We start from the raw sequence: 25,351 nt of genomic DNA, 5'->3' as shown, positions 1-25,351 counted from the left end.
GGGGCGTTTGTAAGCATGCATGCCCTCAAATTAGCTTGGCAACGACAATGGAACCGTCTGCATAACGATCGCGATGTTCACGAAGTGATTCGCGGCTCGGCCTTCACGTTTTTGTTTCGGCTTCTTGGCTTCGTACTGCTCTATCTTTTGCAGTTCTACATTGCCAGAGAGTATGGAGCCGAGAGCCTGGGCATCTATTCGCTGACGATCACCCTGATGAACATTGGAATGGTGCTGGCCGTTTTGGGGACAGATACAGCCATCATCCGCTTTCTCTCGGAGTTTCGCGCGAAAGGCTCGCTTTATCAGATTTCCGAAGTATTCAACAAAGTAGTGCTGTGGGCGACACTGATTTCGATTGTGCTTGGGGTACTTTTGCATGTGTTCTCAGAGCAGGTGTCTGCCTACGTGTTTGCAGGGGAGCTGCCAGCAGAGGCACTGCGAGTCGTCGCTTGGATGCTCCCGTTTGTGTCACTCGCAAGGCTGTATGCATCTGCATTTCGGGCACTTCATCGGGTTGTCATCTCGATCACTGTCGATATCGTCGGTATGCGTTTTCTGCACTTGGCGTTTCTTTTCATCGCCATTCCTTTTTTTGAACCCAGTACGATGCTCTTGATTCAACTGCTCGCAGCTGCTGTTATTTTGAATGCCGTCTATGGGATGGGGCAGTGGTATGCGACGAGCCGAGGTTTCCGTAACAGTGTACAGCCGACTGCGGGAGAGCCTGGTGTTGGGTTGAGGGAAATTATTGCAGTCGCACTCCCGATGTATCTCAGTGCGTCGATGGAATTGATCATGACGTGGACAGATATGATCATGCTGGGCATTTTTACGGATGCAAAAACAGTCGGAGTATACAGTGTGGTCATTCGTCTGGCAATGGTGACGGGCTTTGCACTGATTTCTATCAATACGATCCTCTCTCCGAAGTTCTCTGAGCTGTACGCACGTAATGATATGGACGGCTTAAAAAAGATGATTGCGTTTGCCAATCGGCTCATTTTCTTCACCTCTGCTCCTCTCAATCTGCTAGTGGCGATATGTGCCGTTCCATTGCTCACTTTTTTTGGCGAAGAGTTTGCGAGCGAGAGCCTCGTCCTTGTGATCCTGTGCATGGGGCAGTTTGTCAATTTTTGCACAGGCAGTGTTATCCCCTTATTGACGATGACCGGGCATCAAAAAACGGCCCGCAATATTCTTGTCTGTTCAGCTGCACTAAACATAGTCGGAAACGCTTGTCTCATTCCGCTGTATGGAATTATTGGGGCCGCCATTGCTACTTCAATCAGCCTGATCTTTCGAGATCTTTGTGCTTCGTATTGGGCATCCAAATATTTTGGCTTTCGTACGTGGTATATCCCGTTTTTATCCGAAAAATATTCCGTCTCGCTCCAGGAGACGAGGTCATGAAGAAGGTGGCTTACCGTGAAGGATGAGCTGTATCCGTCTATGTTTTGGGATAGTGAAGAGACACGCCATTGCCGTGTGCAGGTGCAGAAGCCGTGGAGCAGAGAGGAATTTTGGTCGTACTACTTCACACGTCGCATCTCCATCTACGTGAGCTTATTGCTGACCCGCAAAACACAAATATCCCCCAACGCAATTACAATCGGGGGCATTATCGCCGGACTCCTTAGCGCAGCAGCATTTATGTACGGAACGGCGGCATCCTTTCTGCTCGGCTGCTTCTTCTGTCAGGTGTGCTACTTGGCGGATTGCGTCGATGGGGAAGTAGCTCGCATGCGCAACCAGAAGAGCAAGGGAGGAGAATGGCTGGACATCGGGCTCAACTATGCGCTCTACCTGGTGTCATTCGGTGTGATATACGGCATCATGAATCATCACGCGATATGGGGTCCGTGGCTGCTCTATTTGATTCTGCTCACGATTTTTGCAGAGATTTTGGCGACCAATGGCTCCGATCTCGTCTTTAGTCAAGGGAAAATCTCTCACGAAACAGTCTCTATGAGAAAGCGCAGCAAATCGATCGATGCTTTGGTCTTCCTTTTTCTTACCCAAACGGGCTATCAATTGGGCGTGCTTGTTACCGCATTTCTGTGGGCAATCAGCGGTCAGATGCTATTTTTGCTCCTATGGACCTTCTACCACCTGTTCGTCGGACTGGCCAGATCGATGTACAAGCTGAAGCTGAACATCAAATACGTCATGCCATCTCTGAAAGAAGGAGGGGAGTCGGATGAAGGCACTACTCATGGCAGCAGGTCTCGGGTCACGAATTAACGAGCACATTGATGGAATTCCCAAATGTACAGTTGACATCGGAAGCCAATCACTCATTGAAAATACGATAACGGAGCTAAGGCGCCACGGAATTGAAGAGATCGCGATGGTGGTGGGCTATCAAGCTAACGTGATTACCCAGTTGCTCAGAGATGAACCTATTCGTTTTTATCACAATCCTTTTTATGATCGGACGAATAGTATGGTGTCCCTCTGGTTCGCCCGCGAGTTCTTGCAAGGAAGCGACTGCTTGTTGTTGAACGCCGACGTTTACTTTGAATCGAAGGTACTGGAAGTCGTGTTGCAAGAGACCGCGTGTCCCGTCATGTTTGCTGATCCAGTCCGTCGTTTTGAGGGGGATTATAAATTTGGCTATGAAAACGGATTGCTGCTCCGCCATGGAAAGGAGCTCTCACTGGAAGAGACAACTGGCGAATACGTTGGAATTGCCAAACTGCAAGAGAGTTTTCTGCCGATATTTTTGCCGCGCTTACAAAGGTTGATTCAGGAGAAACAGTATGATTTGTGGTGGGAAAATGTTCTCTATTCTTTTTTGGGCGAAAGGAATGTGTATGTCGCACAAATACCACCGGGATTGTTTTGGGCAGAGGTTGATACGTGGGAGGATTATCGGCGAATCCTGCAATTCACCAACCAACTGGCGCACAGGTAAATGATGATCAAGGAGAAGCTCTCACCGGACAAGATCCTGCTTTTGCTATATGTGGTGCTTAAGCCCTTCTACTTCTTCCCAAGTGGCAATCCGCAAATCGCCGATTTTATCATGCTTATCTTGATCGCCTACAGCTTCTTGTTTCGGCTGGGGCGGGTCAACCGCAGACTCGGACTCTTTCTCTTCCTTACCCTTCTGTTTTTGTACGACATTATGATGGTGAATGGCATATGGACGATTGCACTCGGTGGGGAAATGGATGTATTCAGCTCGACCAAGTGGTATTTGTACAACGGAGCCGTGATGCTTGCCTTGATTATTTTGTTCAGGCGCAACCCTCAAGAGTACGTCAAATGGGTCTTTTTGGCTACGTCCACCTCCTTGCTCGTTCAGGCATTCATTCTCGTGTCAGGACTGTCACCGGATAGCGGAGAGTTCAGGCAATCCTTGTTCTTCAACAATCCGAACCAGCTCGGCTATTTTGGGCTTTTGTGCATGGGGATATGCCTGCTGTGCGCTCGCTTCGTGTCTGTGAAGACCATTCCTCTCTTTATTGCGATCGGCACGGCGTTCAGCATCATTGCAGCGTCCTTGTCGAAAGCAGCGATCATTAGTGCTGTAGGGATGTACCTCGTTTTTTTGCTCCTCTCCATCAAAGAACGAACGGGCTTGTTCTGGATGAATCTGCTATGCGTGCTCGTTTCGTCCTTCACTGTTTTCTTCATCTATTTGTACACCAACGAAAACGTGCTGAGCGATGCTTCTATTTACACGCAAATTGAAGAACGAATGGTAACACTCGGCGAAGATTCGGATGACAATTTGGCAGCGCGGGGCTATGACCGGATTGCCAACCATCCGGAGTACATTTTGTTCGGAGCAGGGGAAGGGATGTACGAGCGATTTAACAGCAGCATTTCGTTGGAACTCCATTCTACCTTAGCCAATCTGTTCTTTTCCTACGGCGTAATGGGCACAGTGTTGTTCATTCTCGTGATTTATGGGGCGGCCCGTGGGCATCGATTGGTTGCTTGGTATCCACTTATCTTCCAAATTTTGTACGGACTCACTCATAACGGAATTCGCGAAACGTTTTTCTGGATCATGCTCGCGCTGTATTTCGTGACAGCCGAAATCAATACGCGTCAGACCAAAAATGGCGGTGATCTGCTTGAAAAAAATCTTGCAAGTATGCGCAATTGACCGCTCTGTAGAAAGTTTATTGTTTCCCTTGATTGAAAAGCTGATGGGTGAAGGCTACGAGGTGCATACTGCATGTTCGGATACGGGGCGCTTTGATGTGCTAACAGCAAAGGGATTGACGCTCAGAAGAATCCCGATTAAGCGAAAGATCGACCCGATTTCCAATTTGGTGACAATTTGGGCATTGTATCGGCTGTTGAAAAGGGAGAAGTATGATGTCGTGCATGTTCATACGCCGATTGCCGCTGTTCTCGGGCGTGTGGCAGCAAGGCTGGCAAGAGCACCGCATGTCATTTATACAGCGCACGGCTACTTCTTTCATGAGGGCATGAGCAAAAGTACGTATCAGATGTACTACACGCTGGAAAAATGGTTTGCCCGGCATATGACCGACTATCTTTTCCTTCAGAGTCGAGAGGATTATGAGTTGAGCGTGAAGGATGGCTTCTCCTCCCAGACGGAGCGGATTCTGCACATTGGCAATGGCGTTGATCTCACAGAACGCTTTCACCCGCGACACGTAAAGAGAGAAAAGGTCCAGACTATCAAGTCCTCACTGGGGCTGCGAGATGATCATGTGGTGATCACCTATGTAGGACGCATGGTTTCGGAGAAAGGAATTTTTGAGCTGTTGGAAGCCTTTCGCAAGCTGGCGGGTGAATTTCCGCGCCTGCGCCTCTTGTTGGTGGGGGACGTGTCTTCCAGTGAACGCGATCAGCGAGGTCAAGACTTCGAGGAGCTTTGCCGACAGCATCCGCAAATCATTTTGGCTGGATTCCGCACAGACATTCCGGAGCTGATGGCGACAAGCGATATTTTTGTTCTTCCCTCTCACCGCGAAGGGCTGCCTCGCTCCATCATTGAGGCGATGGCGATGGGAAAACCGATTGTCGCCACGAATATCCGTGGATGTCGGGAGGAAGTCAGGGACGGTGTCAACGGATTTTTAGTAGAACCGAAACAGGTATGTCCCTTGTATACAGCCTTAAAAAAGCTCGTAGTCGATTCCAGACTCAGGGAAGCATTCGGGCAGAACAGCCGCAGCATCGCGCTCGAGCACTTCGATGAGCGAACGGTCCTTGCGAAGCAGGCGGCGCTATTTGCCCAACTGACTGGTCAGGTACGAGAAGAAAGAGGGCAGGAGAAAGGAGGCAGCGGAGAAGATTGGACAAGACGGGAGCATTCGTCATTTCCCTAGACTTTGAACTTTACTGGGGCGTCCGAGACAAGAGAACCATTCAGTCCTATGAGCAAAATTTGTTAGGTGTTCGTCAAGTGATCCCCGCACTTTTGGAGCTGTTTGCCAAGTATGAAATGCACGTCACCTGGGCTACTGTCGGTTTTTTGTTTTGCGAGTCGCGCAAGGAGCTAGCAGGCGTCGTCCCACGGCATCTCCCGGCGTATTCCGATGAAAAACTGTCACCCTACCCCTATTTGGACACAGATGCGATTGGAGAGCATGAGCAGGTCGATCCGTATCATTTTGCTCCTTCCTTAATTAAGCTGATATCCTCTTACCCGCATCAATTCATCGGAAGCCACACCCTTTCCCACTATTACTGTCTAGAGCCGGGGCAGACTCCCGAAGCTTTTGCTGCTGACCTTGATTCTTTTCATAAAGTGACGCGCAAAAAAGGATACTCCCCTTCCAGCATCGTTTTTCCACGAAATCAGGTGCAGTCTGCCTACTTATCTTTGTGCAAGAAAAAGGGGTTCCGTTCCTATCGGGGCAACGAGCAGTCTTGGATGTATCACACAAGAGGGGCTGCCGAAGAGACATTGTTCAAACGAGCCATGCGACTCATGGATGCGTATGTAAATCTCTCTGGTCATAACAACTATGAATCATTGCAGCGCAGTCCAGAGGGAATGGTCGATGTTGCATCCAGCCGGTTTTTGCGTCCTTATTCTCCTCGGCTACAGCGGTTGGAAAAATGGCGCATGAAGAGAATCAAATGCGACCTCACTCATACTGCGGAGCACAAACGCTTGTATCATCTGTGGTGGCATCCGGAGAATTTTGGGAACCACATCGAAGAGAATCTGTCCTTTTTGGAGGAAATACTCCAGCATTACACCATGTTACGCGAGAGGTACGGCATGCAGAGCCTCAGTATGGAGGAAGCGGCAGCGAAGTGGAATCAACAGGAGGTGCGGCATGAAGTCCTTGTTTGATCGTTGCGTTTCCTTCCTGATGCTCGTTATTCTGTCCCCGCTGATTTTGCTGGTGAGTCTGCTCATCCGTTGGAAGCTGGGGTCTCCGGTTTTGTTTGTACAAGAGCGACCAGGTTTGCACGGAAAACCATTTTTCATCTATAAATTTCGCACGATGACTAATGAACGCGATGAGAGTGGAGGGCTTCTCTCTGACGAGGAGCGACTGGGATCTTTCGGAACACTTTTGCGCAAGTATAGCCTGGATGAACTGCCGCAATTGTGGAATGTGCTTCGTGGTGAAATGAGCCTCGTAGGGCCGAGACCGCTACTAATGGAGTACTTGCCCCTGTACACGCCGCGGCAGTTGAAGCGACATGACGTAAAGCCGGGGATTACAGGCTGGGCGCAGGTCAATGGGAGAAATGCGATTGACTGGGAGCAAAAGTTCGAGCTGGACGTCTGGTATGTAGAAAATGGCAGCTTTTTTCTGGATATACGGATTATCGGTCTGACGATCAAGCGCGTTTTTCAATCGACAGGCATAAATCAGCAGGGCAGCGTCACGGTAGAAGACTTCAGAGGGAGTGAAAACAGAGAGCGCGCTGGGAGGGAAGCATGTGAGCCTGATCGTACTTTCGGAACAGGATGATTGGACCGAGTATTTGCGACGGTTTTTAAAATTAGATGTGTCCTACACGAAAGAATACGTACAGCTATACGCGAAAATGGAGCAGGGCACGCCAGAAGCTGTTTTTTTCAAGAGTGGGGAGAATGAGGTTTTCTACCCGTATTTGGTCAGACGTCTGGATGAGTGGATTCCCGGCTATGCCGATTTGGTTTCGATAGGATACGGAGGGCCGTTTGTTGTGGGGGGTCAGACGGCTGCCCAATTGTTCCAGGAGCAATTCCACGTCTACTGTCGGTACAAGAACTATCTGACGGAAACGGTTCGCTTTCATCCGTTGCTGGGGAATGCGGAGCTATTCGCGGGTCAAATGCGACTGGATCTGGTGAGGATGGTAACGGCGGTGGATTTGCGCCCCACACTTGCCTACATTCGCGCCCGCTATACGCAAAACGTCGGACGAAATATGAGGAAGGCAGTGGCAAACGACATCCGGATTACATTGGGCGGAACCGATTGGCTTCCTTCTTTTATCCAGCTACATCGCGAGACGATGGATCGCAATCAAGCCGCGGCGATCTACTACTATGCACCGGAATTTTTTGTGGGACTCATGAAAAAAACAGCGCTGTGCAAGCCGCGGCTTCTGCTTGCCATGCATGAGGATCGGCCGGTGGCGGGCGTGCTTTTGCTCAGTGGAAATCAATTCGCCCATTATCAGCTAGGGGCATCCCATACGGAAGATATGGCGCTTGGCGTCAACCACCTCCTCTTCGACGCCATGATTCAGCAGGCAAAGCTGGATGGAGCAAAGCTGCTTCTCCTTGGAGGAGGGAATCTGGATGGAGATGGTTTGTTCCGTTTCAAGTCCTCGTTTGCAAATGGCAATCATTTTCCTTACTGGATGGGCAAGAAAGTTCACGATGAGGAAGTGTATTTGGCTTTGTGCCAGAAATTACAAGTCGATCAGGCTGGTGAGCAAGATTTTTTTCCTGCCTATCGCAATGGGGGGACGTCGAAATGAGTGCGCAGCAGCGGATCTTTTTATCACCGCCACATATGGGGGAGGACGAGCGGGACTTGGTGGCAGACGCCTTTGCCTCCAATTGGATCGCACCGTTGGGGGAACACGTCGATGCTTTTGAGCGAGAGATTGCCCAGTATGTGGGCGTAAAAGCTGCGCTGGCTGTATCCTCTGGAACGGCTGCTATCCATCTCGGGCTTAGGCTAGCAGGCGTCGCTCCGGGTGATACGGTGTTCTGCTCCAGCTTCACCTTCGTCGCCAGTGCCAATCCGATTCTGTATCAGGGAGCGACTCCAGTATTCATTGATTCCGAGGAAGGGTCTTGGAATATGTCTCCGCTGGCATTAGAGCGAGCCCTGCGGGAAGCGGCAGCAGCGGACAAGTTGCCCAAGGCGGTCGTCATCGTCAATTTATATGGGCAGAGCGCAGATATGGGGCCGTTGATGGCGCTTTGTGAGCAGTATGGGGTGCGCGTGGTGGAGGATGCGGCAGAATCGTTAGGGGCTGTATACAAAGGGAGAATGAGCGGTGCCTTTGGGCATGTTGGGACCTTTTCGTTTAATGGCAATAAAATCATGACGACTTCAGGTGGTGGAATGCTCGTCTCCGATGACGTTGAGACGATCGAAAAGGCACGCTTCTGGTCAACGCAGGCGAAGGAGCCAGCCAGGCATTACCAGCATGAAGAGATGGGCTACAATTATCGATTGAGCAACGTACTGGCGGCAATTGGCCGGGGGCAGCTACGCGTTTTGGAGGAGCGAATCGAGGCGAGGCGAGGGATTTACAAGCGTTATGAACAAGCCCTTGGACCATTGCCTGGTATTTCGTTCATGCCTGAGCCGGCGACAGGGCGATCCACCAGATGGCTGACCGTGATGACACTGAATCCAGCCGACACAACACTCTCTGCTGCACAACTGATCGATGCACTGGGCAAAGAAAATATCGAAGCCCGTCCCGTGTGGAAGCCGATGCATCTGCAACCGTTGTTCGCGCAGTGCCAATATTATCCGCACCAGCCCGATGAGAGTGTATCCGATCGGCTATTTGCCCAAGGTGTTTGCTTGCCGTCCGGTTCCAGCTTGATCGCTGAACAGCAGGAGCGAGTCATCGGTGTTATCACGAATTGCCTCCTGAACCAGCAACAGGGGGTGCGCCATGTATAGTTATGAGCAGATAGAAAAATGGCGCAGTCTCTGCTTGTCTTCTTTTTACGTACTGGACACAGTAAAGCTCGCCGAGAACTATCGTCGTTTCCAACGAGCTTTTACTCGACGCTATGAGCATGTGATCGTGGCGTATTCGTATAAGACCAATTACTTGCCGTTTTTATGCCAAAAGCTGCATCAGTTAGGGGCGCATGCAGAAGTCGTTTCGCGAATGGAGTACGAATTGGCACGAAAACTCGGCGTCGATCCTGCGTCGATCATTTTTAACGGCCCGCTCAAAACGGAAGAGGACATTTTCCTTGCCTTGGAGCAGGGGAGCCTGATCAATCTGGATTCTTTTTCGGAAATACCGTGGGTGGTGGCCTATGCCAAGCAGTATCCCGAGCATACGTTTCGGATCGGGCTGCGGATTAATGTGGATTTGGCCAGGGGTGGAGTGAGTCCTCTGCAAAATGGGTACGAGGTCAGCCGATTTGGTTTTTGCGTCGAAAACGGCAATTTGGAAAAAGCCCTGAGCCAGTTGGCTGTCGTCCCGAATGTGCATGTAGTCGGGTTACATGGACACTTTTCCACCAATCGCAGTGTGGGTGTGTATCGCCAAATTACGCGCCATCTATGCCGATTGGGGAAGGTGCATTTGGGCGAGCGGCTTGCTTTTATCGATATTGGAGGCGGATTCTATGGCGAGCTCCCGACCACGTTCGGGATGACGGCTGTACCTACCTTTGAAGAGTACGCCGAAGCGATTACGTCTGTCGTGAAGGAGGAGCTGGCAGAGCTGGATCATGCGCCGCTGCTGATTCTGGAGCCAGGTATTTCACTCGTGGCAGATGCCCTTGATTTCGTTTGCCAAGTCATCGATGTAAAAGAAAACAGAGGAGAGCGGTTTGTTCTCGTGGATGGAAGCATTCACAATGTCAAGCCGACGATGCACGCGCACCTCTTGCCAGCCCGACTTGTGTGCAACCGCAAGTCAGTTCCCGAAGCGAGCTACCATGTCGTCGGGTATACATGCATGGAAAAAGATTATTTGCTTCAAGGCTACACGGGGCCATTGCCTGATATCGGGGATTATTTTGTCTTCGGACACGTAGGGGCGTATACGCTCGTCTTTAATCCACCATTTATTCGCGAGAGGCCGCCGGTTCTCGCTATCGACGGAAAGGAAGCGGTCGTTGTGAGGGGAAAAGAGACTCTCCAACAATTCATTCCCGAATCGGTTTATTGTTTTCACGTTGACAAGCAGGGGGTAATGAACTGAATGAACGTACTTGTGACCAGTGTAGGCAGACGAGTCAAGCTGCTCCACTATTTTGTACGCGAATGGGGTGACACTGGCAAAATCATAGCAGTCGACTGCGATCTGACGGCCCCGGCCCTGTACGCTGCCCATCATCATGAGCAGGTGCCGCGTATCGATGATCCTGGTTATCTCGATGCCCTGCTGCAAATGTGCCAACGGTACGAGATCAAGGCAATCCTCTCTTTAATAGACCCAGAGCTGACACTGTTGGCTGCGCATGCGGATCGTTTCTACATGCAGGGCATCGAGGTGATCGTGTCCAGCCGGGATGTAATCGAGATGTGCCTGGATAAGCTGGCTACGTATGATTTTTTGTCCGCGCACCAGATTCCCGCCATTCCCACTTTTACAAAAATGGACGAGGTACAAGCAGCACTTTTGGCAGGGCAGATTACGTATCCATTAATCGTCAAGCCACGGTATGGAAGTGCCAGTTTGGGTATCACACGTGTGGAGAATGATCAAGAATTGTCCGTGCTCATGGAAAAAACGGAGGATGTCGTCATTCAACCGTTCTTACAGGCGGAGGAGTTCGGAGTGGATGGCTATGTGGATTTGATCTCGGGGGAGCTGGTGACACTTTTTACCCGCAAAAAGCTGCGAATGCGGGCAGGGGAGACGGATCGCTCCCTCGCGGTAAAAGATCCGCGTTTGCTGTCACTAGCGAAGGAACTCATTCGTGTCCTAGAGCCGCGTGGGCCTATTGACATCGATTGTTTTTTGGTGGGAGATCAGTACGTTGTGTCGGAGATCAATCCCCGTTTTGGCGGTGGGTATCCGCATGCTCACGAAAGCGGAGTGAACAGCGTGCGTGCGCTTCTCCAAAACATAAAGGGTCTAGTGAATATGCCAAAAGTGGGGGAGTACAAGGAAGGTAGCATTCTGATGAAATACGATGAGGTCATGCTACTGGAGTGAGGGCAAAAAATCCTTCAGGAGCGGGAATGGGCAGGGAAGCTAAAAACATGACAAAGACTGCGTACCTGCCCCCTATTGTATCCTCCCTGTATATTGCTGAAATGTGCTACAATTGTAGTTGAGCGTCCACGTGATGCCTACTTCATCAAAAAGCAGGAGTGTTACAGACCATGATCATCCAGTTCATTCGTCTTCGGTAATGTGAGGTACAGATCAACGTAATCCCGCATTTTTTTGAAAATGCTTGGGGTTTATTTGACTGTGCCTTTTTTCATTCACCGAAATACGAATGAATGGGGTGCTTTTTTTGATGTCTACAGCTATTTCCCAGCATGTGGGGATTTTTCGTTGTCCAATTTGCCAGGCGGCTATGCAAAACGTACCTGCAACCAGCTTGGTATGCAATAATCATCATTGCTTTGATTTATCCAAGCACGGCTATGTTCACTTGGCTGCACGAACCTACAAAACAAAGTATGACAGGCAATTGTTTGCAGCGAGAAGGGCGATAATGGAGCAAGGTTTTTTTGATCCATTGTATGACGTGTTGGGTGAAGTCATCCTGCACACGACAGAACCTGAGGAAAGCCGGATGTACGTACTGGATGCAGGATGTGGCGATGGCTATCATCTGACGCAGGTTCGGCAGAGGGTGATGCAAACAAGCGAAGTCTCCTTTATCGGAGTGGGTGTCGATCTCGCGAAAGAGGGAGTTATGCTTGCGGCAAAGAACGATCCAGAAGTAGTTTGGTGCGTCGGTGATTTGACGAAGGCGCCGTTTGCCGACAGACAGTTCCACTCCATTTTAAATCTGTTATCTCCGTCCAATACGGATGAGTTTCATAGACTCCTGGCTGATGATGGACGAATGATCAAAGTCATTCCAGAGGCCAACTATTTGCGAGAGCTACGAGAAGTCTTGTATCAAGAGTCACCCAAAACAAAATATGCGAATCATCGTACGATCGAGCGCTTCAAAGCCAGCTTCCAGCTAATCGGCAAGGAACGGGTTCAGTATCAGTTCCGACTGGATGAAGGAAATCTTTCCTCTTTGCTCCAGATGACTCCGTTGGCGTGGGGGGCGACACCTGAGCAGTTGAGCCGGGTGTCTGACTTGGCAGGAGTGGACATGACGATAGACTTGGTTGTGTTGATTGGCAGGAAATAAAGCAGCGACTGTCCTGAGCGGGAAAAATCCGTTCTGGACGGTCGCTTTCCTATTTTTACATGGTCTTTGTTGACAGCGTTCTTTATTTTTTTGAAAATAAGTATGAATAGTCGAAAAAGTTTCGGAGGGATCGTATGGGGGCGGATGAGGATGAGGCTTCCTTTTTGCGTGTAAAACCTTTTTTTGCGGATATCCAAAAGCATTGCTTGTCCCTCACGAAAAACGACTGGGATGCGCAGGATCTACTGCAAGAAACATTGACGAAGGTGTATCGTTCCTTACAGAAGGCTCCAGACAGAGAACTAACCAAGACATTTTTGAGGCAAATTGCCACGAATGCTTGGATCGATCATTGCCGAAAAGTAAAGGCGAATGAGCATCCCGCCCTGTTTGATGAAGCGAACTATCTGCATCAATCCACTGTATCCGATACGTTTGTGCAGAGAGAGATGTTCGAGCAACTGGCTGATCGTCTAAATGCCAGACAGATGGTGCTGATTCTCATGATGGACATATTTTCGTTTACGGCGCAGGAAACAGCCACATTGCTACATACGACAGTAGGGGCAGTGAAAGAAGGGGTGAAGAGGGCTCGCCAGCGCTTGTTCGTGTTGGCTGAGCAATCCAGACAGGATGAAAGCCCATCCAGCAAAAAGAAAATCGACAAAGCTGGACGTCGTGATTCATCCGGATTTATATCAAAAGAAGGGTTCGAGCAATTTTTGGCTGCCTTTCGTGCGGGGGATGCTTATGCGATTTGTCAAACGTATCTGCGCCTCGCCGAACAGGGCGTGAGCGTGGAAAAGGTTTCGGTAGCAGGCGATCGCCTTTTCTTTGCTGTTCGTGACCCGGATGGACATTTGCTGCATTTTTTTCAGAAATGGTAGAGGTACCCGTTTCTTTTTGTTCTTTTCTTTCGTTCATGAGGGTGAAAGTACATATTTGAAATAAAGGAGCGAACACAAATGAGTATCCATGTGCGTAATTTTGCGGTTGTACAGCTGCCTGTCAAAAACTTGGAGGTATCCGTAAAGTGGTACCGCGATGTACTCGGCATTCCGTTTACTTTTGAATTTTCACCCGGAGACAATGAGGCTTGGTTGAACGTAGGCGGAGTAGGTCTCGGGCTCATTCGTTGTCCAGAAGTTCCGCGTTTGGATTTTACTGATATGTCAGGACAAGCCCAGCCAATCATCTCCTTGCAGGTAGACCAAATCCATGAGGTTTATGAGGAGTTGAAAAGCAAAGGAATCGAAGTAAGTGAAATGACGTATAACCGAGGCGGAGGTTACAGCTTTAGATTTCGTGATCCAGATGGGCATGTGAACCACCTATGGGGTGGATGGCCTTCCGCTGAGGATGAAGAGAATAACGCATAGAGTTCTTCTATCGCTCATGATGCCACCTGTGAGAGTTATGCAGGTGGTTATTCTTGTTAACGGGGCCGGGTGGAGAGAAGAATATTTCCAGTCTACGCTCCGGGCTACGTCCTGCTAGGATGTGGGGACTGTCCGCTCCGCAGTGATTTGCAGGGAAATGAAAAAGTGGTAGCCGCTACGTAGCGTGAGCACGTTGTATTTCTTTTGCCCGCAAATCGCTGCGAAGCTGGGTTGGACTTCGAAAGTCGCTAGGACTGACTGTTTGTTTTCAATCTTTAAAAGCCACTTGAAAACCCATTCGCTCGTAAGGAAACAGGAGAAATAAGCGAAGATCTTTGGGGCACCTACCGAGGCGCAATGGAAAAAGCGAAACACGCCTTTAAGCGTCCACCTCTGAAAAGCATCCCTGAGTCCCTACTTTGGACGCGGTTTCGCTTTTTTCATGGAGACGTACAGTCAATCCCCCTAGCTGGTGACCCAAGAAGCTGGAGCGTTTTCTCCTGTTTCCTCCCACCACAGCAGTTGGTATGACGAGTATCAAAACAATACTTAAAGTATCAAATTGATACAATTCAATCTCATTTTGATACGGCTACCACCGAAACAATAAGCCATCCGCGCCTCATTACCGTTGGCACGATCCTTGCTCTATCAATAAGGATGAAACCACCCGAGGAGGAACACATCTGATGGAAAAACGTCATCAACCCCCAATCTACGTCGTAAAAAATATGAGAAAAAATAGCGAGAGCTCTCGCATTCCCACCTATTTGACCGAAAAAGAAACCCGTTTTGCCAAAGCTTTTCACCAATCTCTCGCAAACTATGAGCCGACTCCCCTCGTTATATTGCCTGCGTTAGCACATGAGCTGGGAGTAGGACAGGTCCTGGTAAAAGATGAATCCAAACGATTTGGGCTCAATGCCTTCAAGGTTTTGGGAGCTTCTTACGCGATGGCTCGTTTCTTGTGCGATAAGCTGGGGAAATCGACAGAAGAGATGACCTTTGAAGCATTGTGCTCCCAAGAAATGAGAGAGCGAATCGGAGAAGTCACCTTCGTCACTGCGACAGATGGCAATCACGGACGGGCAGTTGCGTGGGCTGCCAAGGCGCTCGGACAGCATGCCGTTGTGTATTTGCCTAAAGGCTCCGCCCAGCAACGGGTAGATGCGATACGCGAGGCCGGCGCACACGCTCACGTCATCAATGGAAACTACGATGAAGCCGTGCGTCTTTCTGAACAAATGGCCAAAGAACGTGGTTGGCAAGTGATTCAAGATACGGCATGGGAAGGCTACACGACCATTCCCGCGTGGATCATGCAGGGCTATACAACAATGGCAGCAGAGGCCATGGAACAACTCTCAGTTCTCATCGACGCCAAACAGCCGACACACCTGTTCTTGCAGGCAGGTGTCGGTTCCATGGCCGCCGCAGTCTTGGGACATTTCGTAGCGGCGCAAGCAAACAAAGACCTGACAACCGTGATCGTCGAGCCGCATAGCGCCAATTGCATGGTCCTTTCAGCAGAAGAAAATGACGGGCAACCACATGCAGCTTCGGGCGAACTCGGAACCATCATGGCAGGTCTGGCATGTGGAGAACCGAATCCGATGGCATGGGAAATCTTGCGGGAGCATGCAGACTTCTTCGTCAGCTGTGCCGATTACGTGGCGGCAAACGGCATGCGTATACTTGCGGCACCGACTGGAACCGACCCTTCCATTGTGAGCGGGGAAAGTGGAGCAGTCGGGGTAGGACTACTCGCTGCCTTGATGAGCAAGCCCATGTATCATCAACAGCGTGAGCAGCTTGGCTTGAATGAAAATTCCATTGTTTTGTGCTTTAGTACGGAAGGGGATACGGATCGGGATATCTACAGACGTATCATCTGGGAAGGCGCATGTCGACAAGAGGAGGATATGACAAAATGAACGTGACGATCAATCGAGACGAACTGATTTCATTGGTGCAGGATTTGATTCGGATTGATTCGGTGAACCCGTATCTGGATGAGGATGGACCGGGCGAAAAAGCGATCGCGGCTTTTATTCGCGAGCGTTTGGAGGCGGCTGGATTGGAGGTCCATGTCACACCTATTAACGACACAGCGGTCAATGTCGTCGGGATCCTACGGGGGACAGGCGGCGGCAAATCCTTGATGCTCAATGGACATATGGATACGGTAAGCGTCAAACGCATGGAGATTCCCCCGTTTGAGCCTACCCTTATGGACAACAAAATTTTCGGCAGAGGCAGTCAGGACATGAAGGGAAGTCTGGGGGCCATGATCGCCGCAGTAGAGGCAATCGCACAAGCAAAGGTTCCGTTGGCAGGAGATGTCATTTTGACTTTTGTCGCTGACGAGGAATACAAAAGCATCGGCACGGAGGAGCTGGTAAAGGCTTACAAAGCAGATGCGGCGATATGCTGTGAGCCTTCCGATCTGGCGATTGGCGTCGTTCACAGAGGATTTGCCTGGGTCAAATGCGAGGTGCTGGGGAAGGCAGCTCACGGAAGTCGTCCAGCAGAAGGGATTGATGCAATCGTTCGGGCGGGCAGAGTCCTGCAAGAGCTGGAGCGTCTCTCGGACAGGTTGGCTCAAGGTCCAGTTCATCCGATACTCGGTGCGGCATCTGTCCATGCTTCACTCATTCAGGGCGGAACAGAGCTGTCCACCTACCCAAACTATTGCCGTATCGACTGGGAGAGAAGGACGTTGCCGGGCGAAACAGAGGCAGACGTTACAAATGAAATAAAAGCATTACTACAGAAGCTGCACACTGAAGATGAGACGTTCCAAGCAAGCGCCGAGCTGTCATTTTTGAGAGAGCCGTTTGAAGTCGGGCTGGATGAACCCGTTTATGTAGCCCTTCAGGCGGCGTGTAAGAGCGTGATGGGAAAAACACCCGATGTATGCGGATTCTCGGGATGGACGGATGCAGCATTATTGCAGGAAGCAGGAATCCCTACTGTTTTGTTTGGACCAGCAGGAGCTGGCCTGCATGCGGCAGTCGAATACGTAGAGGTGGATAGCATAGTAGACATGAGTGCCATCTTGGTGGAGACGATTTGTGATTTTTGTAGGTAAAAAATGCATAAGGGCAGGCTTCTCCTGTGATGCGCTATAATGGAGGCAAGAGATTGACGGGAGGGGAAGCCAGATGCCCTTGCGAGATATTCAAGAAAGTGTGCAACAGATTGCTTCGGCTGTTGCATCCGTTCTGCGCGTAGAGGTAGAGATTGCGGACAGTCAGTTTTTACGGATCGCAGGGACGGGGAAGAATGAGGCTGGCGTTTTGCGGACGATGGCAGGAGAGGACCATATATACCGGGAGTCGTTGCTCGCCGGGCATCCTGTTGTGATTATGCATCCGGGGCAGGATGAGCGGTGCCGTCTCTGTATGCATTATGGAAATTGCAAGGAGACGGGAGAGATTTGTTGCCCGATACAACTAGACAATGAAAATATAGGTGTGATCGGCCTGCTCGCTTTCGATGAGGAGCAGCGTGAGCGGTTGTTTGCGGATGTGGATGCGATATTGACCTATTTGCAAAAAATGGCCGAGCTGATTGCCATTAAGCTAAAAGAGCACTATTTGTACGTCGAGCAGATGCATACGGTAGAAAAGCTGCGTGTCGTCATGGATGAAATGGACAAGGCCATGCTTCTCGTCGATCAAGACAATCGGATCATACAGGCGAACCAGCGTGCCCGGCTATATTTGCAGCTCGATCACAACGACAGTCAAACAGCAGAATGGATAGATGCTATTCGCCGTGCTGATGCCGCGCAATCTGCACCAAAGCAGGTCGTTTTGTCCATCGGGCAGGAAGACAAGACATTTTTGTTTGCTATCAAGCCCATTCTACTGGCAGGAACGGTCAAAGAATGGGTGATTACGCTTGATGATGTACAGGAAGTCGTGCAAATTGCAAGGCAGGTGAGTGGATACTCGGAGCCAGACCCTTTTCAGATGATCGGTGGAAACAGTCCTGCGATCGTACAGGCAAAGGAAGTGGCAAAACGTGTGGCAGCCAGTGATTCGACTGTCCTGCTCCAAGGTGAAAGTGGTACTGGCAAGGAGCTCTTTGCCAAAGCCATACATCAGGCAAGCCCGCGCCGAGACGAACCGTTCCTCTCGATTAATTGCGCGGCAATTCCTGAGCATTTAATAGAAAGCGAATTGTTCGGTTATGAGGAAGGCTCATTCACAGGAGCGCGAAAAGGTGGAAAGCCGGGATTATTCGAGGTCGCAGGAAAAGGCACATTGTTTCTCGATGAAATCGGGGATATGCCTATGCATTTACAGAGCAAGCTGCTGCGCGTGTTGCAAGAAAAGGAACTGTTCCGAATCGGAGGTAACGGCAAGCCCATACGCTTAACAGCAAGGATCATTGCAGCGACCCATCTGGATTTGCAGGAGCGGGTAGACGCGGGGTTGTTTCGGTTGGACCTGTACTATCGATTGCATGTGATTCCCATTTACTTGCCTTCGCTGCGAGAACGTAGAGAGGATATACTGCCTTTGGCAAACGATATCCTTTTGGCGCATGCGAATCGAGCGGGGAAGAAGATGCACGGCTTTTCCCAAGAGACGCAAAACGTCCTGTTTCATCACGACTGGAGAGGAAATGTCCGAGAGCTGGAAAATGTAATCGAGTACGCGGTCAATATGGAAGCAACTTCTTGGGTTCAGTCTGCGAGCTTGCCCATTCGAACGGGAATTCTACGAGAATCTTCCCTACATTCCGTAAAAGAAAGTCAGGGGCTATTCGACTGGCAAAAGCAAGGACTGATGCTGAAAGAATTGGAACGGGCAGCAATCAATACCGCGATGCAACAAATCCGGGATAGAAACGGACGAAAAGAAGAAGCAGCTATGCTATTAGGGATAAGTCGGGCAACGCTGTTTCGGAAACTGCGCGAGTATGGTCTCACCTGATCTATGCGTCTGGCCGATTTTTTGGGATTGGGCGGATAATGTGTTATGATGGTTTCGATACAGGAAAATAGAATGGTAAAAGGAAGGAGTGCCAAAAGAAAATGAGAGAAGTTTTAGGATGGATTCGATCGATAACTTTTGCTGTCGTTTTCGCTCTTGTCCTCGGAATCTTTGTATTTCAACCGTTCAAGGTTGATGGGCATTCCATGGACCCTACCTTACAAGACGAGCAGCGCATATATGTGTCAAAACTATCACACACGTTTTCTTATTTGCCAGATTACGGCGATATTGTCGTGATCGACAGTCGGGTAGAGCGAGACCGTACTTTGATGGACGATATCGTGGGGCATCCATTGGTATCGCTGGTCACAGGTCAGGGCGATGACCACACGATGTATGTGAAGCGGGTCATTGGAAGACCAGGCGACGTACTAGAGTTCAAAGACAACAAGGTATATCGAAACGGTGAGGCATTAAACGAACCATATATCAAAGAAACGATGGAATACGTAGCGGACGGAAAGATCACGGTTCCAGCCGATCATGTTTATGTCATGGGGGATAACCGGAATAACAGCACAGATTCCCGCGATATTGGCTTTATTCCGCTGGATCATGTGATGGGAACCATGATCGAAAATCCTCTCAAGAAGTAAAACGTGAAGGAGAAAAGGTTGTCCATTTATGGGCAACCTTTTTTTCGATGAAACAAAACTCTTCTGTCCCCGTCTTACGGGTAATGAATACGAAGGGGAAGAGGTGTAGTCCTTGAAAAAACAGTTTATCTTCACCAAGCTTTTATTAATAGGGATGCTTGTTTGTGCAACTACTGTAAGTGCACACTCTTCAAGTAACTCAAATGCGGGGTCCCACTATCATTTCATCCCGAACGCGAAACCAACTGACTGGCAAGACGCCAAGATCATGCCACCTCCAGATCCCGATGAGTGGAAGACCCATGTAAGACTTTTGAAGACGGACTGATAGCAGTCAATATGGTAAACTAATACCAGCCCCATTCTCTTTAGGCTGGTATTTCTTTTGCTATTTAATTAGGTAATGGTCGAGGAGGACGGCTTATGCCCAGCATTTTGATAGCGGATCGGGACCAGAACGAACGAATCGGGATCGGATGGCTCGTCAACAGCTATGCCATTCCGTATGACAAGGTGCATAGTGCCGGGACCATGGAAGACGTTTTCGAAATGTTGGAAGCGCATACACCCGAAGTGCTTTGTATTGAACTGGACATGATCGGGCGCGGGCAGTGGGACCGGCTGAAGCTTTTGGTGGACCAGTATCGTCCGACCGTTGTGGTGACCACATCAGAGGCGACGTTTGAGCGGGCAATGCAGGGGATTGGACTTTTAGCACGCGATCTATGGTTGAAGCCACAGACACCGGAATACATCAGGAGAATCCTGACGAGATGCTGCCAGGAGCGCTTGGATCGAAAGCGAATGAGCGAAGAGAAGGGAACGGGATCGGACAATGCTAGGGACGTCACGTATCTTGACCTGTTTTTCCCCGGGCATGCACAAGCCAAGTCTTATTCACTCATGCTGGCTCAACTGGAGGAGCCGAAAAGGCATCCGGAACTGCTGCGCTTTTTTGAGGAATACCCATTTCGCGACAAGCCCGATCTTTTGCCGCTAGGGGAGGCCATTGTGGGGGTATTTCCAGTGGATACTGCGGTCTCGCCTTCTACGCTCCACCAAATGGGCAAGCGCTTGCTGATGGATTGGGAAGCAAACAATGATGCGCCGCTCTTTTTGGTTATGTATGACGCAAGCAACCATGAGCAGAGCTTGAACGAATCGTATGCGGAAGCGAGCCAAGCCCTGCAAGTCCGCTTTTTCAAAGGATATCGGCAAGTGACGGTCGTGGATCATTGTGTGAATTGGACGATGATAGACCCATTTTTGACGCCAGCCGAACAGCGCACGTGGGTTGAAATGCTGGATGAAGGCAATCGGGAAGAGTTGAAGCAGTGGCTGTATACACATTTCTTTTACAAGGAAGAGCCTTTTCCGGAGCCGGGACTGTTGCGTATTCGGCTGACAAGTATTTTGGCCCAAGTCAGGCGCTACATGATATCACGAGGTCTGGACTCCGCATCTTTGGAAGAGGAGTATCACCGGGTTTTCGAAACGATTCTTTACTCGCCGATTTTGTATCGGATCGTCGTGGAACTGCTGCTGTTCATTAATCAGCTTCTTGATGCCGCCCATCATTCCGTCGACGAGTCCCGCGTAGATGTCGTGGAACAGGCGATTCGTTATATAGAAGGGCGTTACACCGATCCTGCACTGCGCTTGGAGGAAGTCGCGCGTTATATCGACCGCAGCCCTTCCTATTTCAGTACACTGCTCGCACAAAAGCAAGGAAGCTCTTTTCGCCAGATACTCACATCCTTGCGAGTAAAAGAAGCACGCCGATTGCTTCTCGAGACATCCTTGTCTGTCCAAGAGGTGGCAGAGCGATGTGGATTCATTAACGCCAATTATTTCAGTAAAATTTTTAAGGAAAAGACAGGGACAACTCCACGTTTGTTACGAAATCAGAAGAAAAGATAGAAATCGAAAGAAAAGACAGATTTTTTCGTCAAACCATGAATGCGGTTGCAAATGAATCGAAAATAGAGGCACCAAATCGAAAGCGCGGTGCCTTTTTTGTCTTTCCTTGCTTTTTTACAATGGAGCTAAGAAATACATCCTTTTAGAAAAGCAGGTGGGAATGATGACGACGACACAATCCGTTGAGCAAATGATCCAAGCCTTTTCGGGTACCCAATTACACACAAAGGGATGGGTGCAGGAAGCGGCGTTGCGCATGCTTTTGAACAACCTCAATCCTGATGTAGCGGAGCGTACAGAGGATTTGGTCGTATACGGCGGAATTGGCAAGGCGGCACGGAACTGGGAATGCTTCGATGCGATTGTCGAAACATTGCAAACATTAGAGAGTGATGAAACACTCCTCATCCAGTCCGGGAAACCGGTTGCTGTATTCAAATCGCATACGGATGCGCCGCGTGTGCTGTTGGCTAACTCGAATCTGGTGCCTGCCTGGGCGAATTGGGAGCATTTCCACGAGCTGGACAAAAAGGGTTTGATGATGTACGGACAAATGACAGCGGGAAGCTGGATTTACATTGGCAGCCAGGGCATCGTGCAAGGAACGTACGAGACGTTTGCAGAACTGGCCCGCCAGCATTTTGAAGGCACGCTGACCGGAACGATTACCGTGACAGCAGGCTTGGGTGGCATGGGTGGTGCGCAACCGTTGGCCGTATCGCTCAATGGTGGTGTCAGCATCAATATCGAGGTGGACCCGACCCGTATCCAACGCAGACTGGACACGAAATACCTGGATGTGATGACAGAAAGTCTGGACGAAGCGATCCGTTTGGCGGAAGAAGCGAAACGCGACAAAAAAGGCATTTCCATCGGGTTGTTAGGCAATGCACCTGAAGTGCTGAATGCCATGCTGGCTCGCGACTTTATCCCGGATGTGCTGACGGATCAGACCTCCTCGCATGATCCGCTCAACGGCTACATTCCCATCGGCATGTCACTGGAGCAAGCAGCCGAACTGCGGACACGTGATTCGAAAGCGTACGAATCTCGCGCAAAAGCAAGCATCGCTGAACACGTTCGCGCCATGCTCGCCATGCAGGAAAAAGGAGCCGTTACTTTCGACTATGGCAATAACATCAGGCAGGTGGCAAAAAACGAAGGTGTGGAGGATGCATTCCGCTTCCCTGGCTTCGTGCCAGCCTACATCCGTCCGCAATTTTGTGAGGGCAAGGGGCCGTTCCGTTGGGTAGCACTGTCCGGTGACCCTGAGGATATTTACAAGACAGACGAAGTCATTCTGCGCGAGTTTTCCTACAACACGCATCTGTGCAACTGGATTCGTATGGCGCAGGAGCGCATTCAGTTTCAGGGACTGCCTTCCCGCATTTGCTGGCTAGGCTATGGTGAGCGTGCCCGTTTTGGTCAAATCATCAATGAGATGGTGGCGCGCGGTGAGCTATCGGCCCCTATCGTCATTGGACGTGATCATCTGGACTCCGGTTCTGTCGCTTCGCCAAACCGTGAGACAGAAGCGATGAAGGACGGCAGCGATGCGGTTGCAGACTGGCCGATTCTCAATGCCATGATCAATGCGGTAGGCGGAGCGAGCTGGGTATCGGTACACCATGGTGGCGGCGTTGGCATGGGCTACTCTCTCCACGCTGGAATGGTCATCGTGGCTGACGGAACACCAGAAGCAGCACGTCGTCTGGAGCGCGTTCTCACGACAGATCCAGGCATGGGCATCGTCCGACATGTCGATGCAGGGTACGACCTCGCGATTCAAACAGCCAAGGAAAAAGGCGTCCACATTCCGATGATGAAGGAGTAAGAGCCATGACTAAACCTGTATGGATTCGCCACGCCAGTCAGCTTGCCACGCTGGCTGGTGGCTCCTCTTCCCCTGTAGTAGGAGCGCAAATGAACGAGCTGTCGATCATCGAGGACGGAAGCATCTGGTTGGAAGACGGCGTTATCCAGCGTGTAGGAACAGATGAAGAGCTGGCGCTTTCCTATCGAGACCGTGTGCATGAGGCGCAAATCATCGATGCTTCGGGTAAGCTGGTCACGCCAGGGCTGATTGATCCGCATACACATCTGGTGCACGCGGGCAGTCGGCAAAACGAGTTTAACATGCGGCTAAACGGTGCGACCTATATGGAGATTATGAACAATGGCGGCGGAATTCACTCGACTACCGCAGCGACACGTGCAGCTACCCACGAAGAGTTGTTTGCCCAGAGTAAGCAGCGTCTCGACCAATTTCTGCTGCATGGGGTCACAACCGTCGAGGCGAAAAGCGGCTACGGCCTGACATTGGAGGATGAGCTAAAGCAGCTCGAGGTCGCTAAGCAGTTGCATGAGGAACATTCCATCGACATCGTCAGTACTTTCATGGGTGCACATGCGGTGCCGCGCGAATACAAGGAAAACCCGGATGCATTTGTAGACGTGGTCATCGAGGAAATGATCCCAGAGGTCGCCCGTCGCAAGCTGGCTGTTTTTAATGATGTGTTTTGCGAAAGAGGTGTGTTTACCCCGGAACAGTCCCGACGCATTCTCGAAGCAGGGGTCCGTCATGGGTTGCTGCCGAAGATTCATGCGGACGAAATCGAACCCTATGAAGGAGCAGAGCTGGCAGCTTCGGTTGGCGCGGTATCTGCGGATCATTTGCTGCGCGCCTCCGACAAGGGGATTGAACAGATGGCAGAAGCGGGTGTCATCGCTGTGTTACTGCCCGGAACGGCGTTTTTCCTGATGGCAGAGTCTGCAAATGGCAGGAAAATGATTGATCGTGGCGTGGCTGTCGCAATTTCGACGGACTGCAATCCGGGCTCGTCTCCAACGGTTTCGCTCCCACTCATCATGAATCTGGGTTGTCTGAAAATGGGGATGACGCCAGCCGAGGTGCTGACGGCAGCTACCATCAATGCTGCTCACGCAATCCGATGCGCCAATGAAGTCGGCAGTCTTGAGATTGGAAAAAAAGCAGATGTCACGATTTTTGACGTTCCTGATTTCATGACCTTGCAATATCGGTATGGAATCAACCACGTAAACACGGTAATCAAAAACGGAAATATTGTCGTCGCTGGGGGCAGACTGGCGTAATACGAAAGAGAGCAAAAGAAAACGGATAGAAGTGGGGGAGACCGGCTTGTCTTTGAAATGGGGGGACATGTATGGGCAATATTTCGAACAGCAATCTTGCACCGCATCCTAGGCAGCAAGCCGTATCCACCACACATGCTTGGAAGTTTTTTGTTTTTAGTCTCATTGGTATTTTCGTCTTTTTTATCCCTGTTACGATTCATAACACGAGCTCGATTATGCTGGATCATATCGTGACATGGGTTCGGCAAATCATGCCGAGTGCGATACCGGTATATGCCTTGCTTGTAATTGTGCTTGGGGCCATTTATCCGTTTGTAACGGGCAGTTGGAAGCAGAGCAAAGTAAACCTTGTCTTTTCCGCGCTAAAAGTACTGGGAGTGCCTATCGCTCTATTGATCTATTTTCAGGCGGGGCCTGCATGGCTGCTGGACAAGGATATGGGGCCATTTCTCTTCGAAAAACTGGTGATTCCCGTAGGTATGGTGGTTCCGATCGGCTCCGTGTTCTTGGCTCTGCTGGTTGGCTACGGGCTTTTGGAATTTATCGGTGTACTGGTACAACCGATCATGCGCCCGATTTGGAAAACACCTGGCCGCTCTGCCGTAGATGCGGTGGCTTCCTTTGTGGGAAGCTATTCGATCGGTCTTTTGATCACGAACCGGGTATTCAAAGAAGGCAAGTATACGATTAAAGAAGCAGCCATTATTGCAACGGGCTTTTCCACTGTTTCTGCGACTTTTATGATCGTCATCGCGAAAACATTGGATTTGATGAATTACTGGAATCTTTACTTCTGGGTGTCGCTCGTAGTGACATTTCTCGTAACCGCAGTGACGGTGCGTA

At 50.2% G+C, this 25,351-nt stretch carries 22 protein-coding genes; all 22 read left to right on the top strand.

Annotated features, from left to right (window positions below):
• Positions 1–15: 15 nt before the first annotated feature.
• Positions 16–1,413, top strand: coding sequence for a flippase (locus HP568_RS13255; RefSeq protein WP_173629309.1), 1,398 nt, complete (start codon positions 16–18; stop codon positions 1,411–1,413).
• Between the two features lie 15 nt (positions 1,414–1,428).
• Complete coding sequence (locus HP568_RS13250; RefSeq protein WP_048034068.1) at positions 1,429–2,244, top strand: CDP-alcohol phosphatidyltransferase family protein; 816 nt, start codon at positions 1,429–1,431, stop codon at positions 2,242–2,244.
• On the top strand, positions 2,201–2,917 hold the full coding sequence (locus tag HP568_RS13245) for a phosphocholine cytidylyltransferase family protein (RefSeq protein WP_048034067.1): 717 nt from the start codon (positions 2,201–2,203) through the stop codon (positions 2,915–2,917). Before HP568_RS13250 ends, HP568_RS13245 begins: the two co-directional genes overlap by 44 nt.
• Entirely contained in the window at positions 2,918–4,120 is a 1,203-nt protein-coding gene (locus tag HP568_RS13240) for an O-antigen ligase family protein (RefSeq protein WP_173629308.1), read from the top strand.
• On the top strand, positions 4,080–5,318 hold the full coding sequence (locus HP568_RS13235) for a glycosyltransferase family 4 protein (RefSeq protein ID WP_309142220.1): 1,239 nt from the start codon (positions 4,080–4,082) through the stop codon (positions 5,316–5,318). The genes HP568_RS13240 and HP568_RS13235 overlap by 41 nt, the downstream gene beginning before the upstream one ends.
• Complete coding sequence (locus tag HP568_RS13230; RefSeq protein WP_048034064.1) at positions 5,285–6,295, top strand: polysaccharide deacetylase family protein; 1,011 nt, start codon at positions 5,285–5,287, stop codon at positions 6,293–6,295. The genes HP568_RS13235 and HP568_RS13230 overlap by 34 nt, the downstream gene beginning before the upstream one ends.
• Positions 6,279–6,926 (top strand): sugar transferase, encoded by a 648-nt coding sequence (locus tag HP568_RS13225; RefSeq protein WP_173629306.1) that lies wholly within the window; start codon positions 6,279–6,281, stop codon positions 6,924–6,926. Before HP568_RS13230 ends, HP568_RS13225 begins: the two co-directional genes overlap by 17 nt.
• A complete protein-coding gene (locus HP568_RS13220; RefSeq protein WP_173629305.1) occupies positions 6,895–7,926 on the top strand; it encodes a GNAT family N-acetyltransferase in 1,032 nt (343 codons plus the stop codon). The genes HP568_RS13225 and HP568_RS13220 overlap by 32 nt, the downstream gene beginning before the upstream one ends.
• Positions 7,923–9,095, top strand: coding sequence for a DegT/DnrJ/EryC1/StrS family aminotransferase (locus HP568_RS13215; RefSeq protein ID WP_173629304.1), 1,173 nt, complete (start codon positions 7,923–7,925; stop codon positions 9,093–9,095). Before HP568_RS13220 ends, HP568_RS13215 begins: the two co-directional genes overlap by 4 nt.
• The gene (locus HP568_RS13210) at positions 9,088–10,359 is read left to right on the top strand and encodes a type III PLP-dependent enzyme domain-containing protein (RefSeq protein WP_173629303.1); all 1,272 of its coding nucleotides are present in this window, start codon (positions 9,088–9,090) and stop codon (positions 10,357–10,359) included. Before HP568_RS13215 ends, HP568_RS13210 begins: the two co-directional genes overlap by 8 nt.
• Positions 10,360–11,319, top strand: coding sequence for an ATP-grasp domain-containing protein (locus tag HP568_RS13205; RefSeq protein ID WP_173629302.1), 960 nt, complete (start codon positions 10,360–10,362; stop codon positions 11,317–11,319).
• 310 nt (positions 11,320–11,629) lie between these two features.
• Positions 11,630–12,487: a putative RNA methyltransferase gene (locus tag HP568_RS13200; RefSeq protein WP_254551201.1), complete on the top strand. Its 858-nt coding sequence runs from the start codon at positions 11,630–11,632 to the stop codon at positions 12,485–12,487.
• A 134-nt stretch (positions 12,488–12,621) separates the two neighbouring features.
• Positions 12,622–13,374 carry an RNA polymerase sigma factor gene (locus tag HP568_RS13195; RefSeq protein ID WP_173629300.1) on the top strand — a complete coding sequence of 251 codons (753 nt, stop codon included), beginning with the start codon at positions 12,622–12,624 and terminating at the stop codon, positions 13,372–13,374.
• A 78-nt stretch (positions 13,375–13,452) separates the two neighbouring features.
• On the top strand, positions 13,453–13,866 hold the full coding sequence (locus HP568_RS13190) for a VOC family protein (protein WP_173629299.1): 414 nt from the start codon (positions 13,453–13,455) through the stop codon (positions 13,864–13,866).
• A 689-nt stretch (positions 13,867–14,555) separates the two neighbouring features.
• On the top strand, positions 14,556–15,800 hold the full coding sequence (gene dpaL / locus HP568_RS13185; protein ID WP_173629298.1) for a diaminopropionate ammonia-lyase: 1,245 nt from the start codon (positions 14,556–14,558) through the stop codon (positions 15,798–15,800).
• On the top strand, positions 15,797–16,957 hold the full coding sequence (locus HP568_RS13180; protein ID WP_173629297.1) for an ArgE/DapE family deacylase: 1,161 nt from the start codon (positions 15,797–15,799) through the stop codon (positions 16,955–16,957). The genes dpaL and HP568_RS13180 overlap by 4 nt, the downstream gene beginning before the upstream one ends.
• Positions 16,958–17,030: 73 nt before the next feature.
• Entirely contained in the window at positions 17,031–18,812 is a 1,782-nt protein-coding gene (locus HP568_RS13175; protein WP_173629296.1) for a sigma-54 interaction domain-containing protein, read from the top strand.
• Positions 18,813–18,913: 101 nt separating this feature from the next.
• Positions 18,914–19,471, top strand: coding sequence for a signal peptidase I (lepB, locus tag HP568_RS13170; RefSeq protein ID WP_048034051.1), 558 nt, complete (start codon positions 18,914–18,916; stop codon positions 19,469–19,471).
• Positions 19,472–19,894: 423 nt separating this feature from the next.
• Positions 19,895–21,391, top strand: a complete 1,497-nt coding sequence (locus HP568_RS13165) for a helix-turn-helix domain-containing protein (RefSeq protein ID WP_173629295.1) — start codon at positions 19,895–19,897, stop codon at positions 21,389–21,391.
• 163 nt (positions 21,392–21,554) lie between these two features.
• Positions 21,555–23,225 (top strand): urocanate hydratase, encoded by a 1,671-nt coding sequence (gene hutU / locus HP568_RS13160; protein WP_173629294.1) that lies wholly within the window; start codon positions 21,555–21,557, stop codon positions 23,223–23,225.
• A 5-nt stretch (positions 23,226–23,230) separates the two neighbouring features.
• Positions 23,231–24,505 carry an imidazolonepropionase gene (hutI, locus tag HP568_RS13155; protein WP_048034047.1) on the top strand — a complete coding sequence of 425 codons (1,275 nt, stop codon included), beginning with the start codon at positions 23,231–23,233 and terminating at the stop codon, positions 24,503–24,505.
• A 71-nt stretch (positions 24,506–24,576) separates the two neighbouring features.
• Positions 24,577–25,351: YjiH family protein (locus HP568_RS13150; RefSeq protein ID WP_173629293.1), on the top strand; the 775-nt coding region annotated here is incomplete at its 3' end.

Source organism: Brevibacillus sp. MS2.2, from assembly GCF_013284345.1.
GTDB lineage: Bacteria > Bacillota > Bacilli > Brevibacillales > Brevibacillaceae > Brevibacillus > Brevibacillus brevis_C.
This window is presented reverse-complemented; position numbering and strand designations above follow the sequence as displayed.

Bases quoted from the DNA above. Each gene is read 5' to 3' on its own strand.
- lepB (WP_048034051.1), top strand. From the start codon at position 18,914: ATGAGAGAAGTTTTAGGATGGATTCGATCGATAACTTTTGCTGTCGTT.
- hutI (WP_048034047.1), top strand. From the start codon at position 23,231: ATGACTAAACCTGTATGGATTCGCCACGCCAGTCAGCTTGCCACGCTG.
- HP568_RS13200 (WP_254551201.1), top strand. From the start codon at position 11,630: ATGTCTACAGCTATTTCCCAGCATGTGGGGATTTTTCGTTGTCCAATT.
- HP568_RS13240 (WP_173629308.1), top strand. From the start codon at position 2,918: ATGATGATCAAGGAGAAGCTCTCACCGGACAAGATCCTGCTTTTGCTA.
- HP568_RS13225 (WP_173629306.1), top strand. From the start codon at position 6,279: ATGAAGTCCTTGTTTGATCGTTGCGTTTCCTTCCTGATGCTCGTTATT.
- HP568_RS13190 (WP_173629299.1), top strand. From the start codon at position 13,453: ATGAGTATCCATGTGCGTAATTTTGCGGTTGTACAGCTGCCTGTCAAA.
- HP568_RS13210 (WP_173629303.1), top strand. From the start codon at position 9,088: ATGTATAGTTATGAGCAGATAGAAAAATGGCGCAGTCTCTGCTTGTCT.
- HP568_RS13255 (WP_173629309.1), top strand. From the start codon at position 16: ATGCATGCCCTCAAATTAGCTTGGCAACGACAATGGAACCGTCTGCAT.
- HP568_RS13165 (WP_173629295.1), top strand. From the start codon at position 19,895: ATGCCCAGCATTTTGATAGCGGATCGGGACCAGAACGAACGAATCGGG.
- dpaL (WP_173629298.1), top strand. From the start codon at position 14,556: ATGGAAAAACGTCATCAACCCCCAATCTACGTCGTAAAAAATATGAGA.
- HP568_RS13245 (WP_048034067.1), top strand. From the start codon at position 2,201: ATGAAGGCACTACTCATGGCAGCAGGTCTCGGGTCACGAATTAACGAG.
- HP568_RS13215 (WP_173629304.1), top strand. From the start codon at position 7,923: ATGAGTGCGCAGCAGCGGATCTTTTTATCACCGCCACATATGGGGGAG.
- HP568_RS13195 (WP_173629300.1), top strand. From the start codon at position 12,622: ATGGGGGCGGATGAGGATGAGGCTTCCTTTTTGCGTGTAAAACCTTTT.
- HP568_RS13180 (WP_173629297.1), top strand. From the start codon at position 15,797: ATGAACGTGACGATCAATCGAGACGAACTGATTTCATTGGTGCAGGAT.
- HP568_RS13205 (WP_173629302.1), top strand. From the start codon at position 10,360: ATGAACGTACTTGTGACCAGTGTAGGCAGACGAGTCAAGCTGCTCCAC.
- HP568_RS13175 (WP_173629296.1), top strand. From the start codon at position 17,031: ATGCCCTTGCGAGATATTCAAGAAAGTGTGCAACAGATTGCTTCGGCT.
- hutU (WP_173629294.1), top strand. From the start codon at position 21,555: ATGACGACGACACAATCCGTTGAGCAAATGATCCAAGCCTTTTCGGGT.